The sequence below is a fragment of the Streptococcus sp. HMSC074B11 genome (assembly GCF_001808705.1).
Classification (GTDB): domain Bacteria; phylum Bacillota; class Bacilli; order Lactobacillales; family Streptococcaceae; genus Streptococcus.
Genome location: NZ_KV794236.1, coordinates 1 through 224, shown reverse-complemented (window position 1 = coordinate 224; position 224 = coordinate 1). Strand labels below are relative to the sequence as shown.

General features: G+C 37.5%; 1 protein-coding gene. It reads right to left on the bottom strand.

Translation table 11 applies throughout. The features are described 5' to 3' along the window. On the bottom strand, positions 1–224 hold a 224-nt coding region (locus HMPREF2619_RS11465), incomplete at both ends, for a pneumococcal-type histidine triad protein (RefSeq protein WP_222563150.1).

Below are 224 nucleotides of genomic sequence, written 5' to 3'. Positions count from 1 at the left end.
ATGATCATGTTCATCTTCATGATGCTCGTGTTTCGCTTCATTTTCTTTATGAGTATTATGATTATCTTTTGGAACTTCTGTTTGGACATGTCTATGCAAATGCTCTTGTGCTGCCTTGATCTGTTCTGCTGATAAATCTTTTTTAAAGAAATAGTGGGCATGATCTCCATGTGAAACTACAAAACCTTGCTCATCTTCTCTAATCACACGCTCAGCTGCAAAGC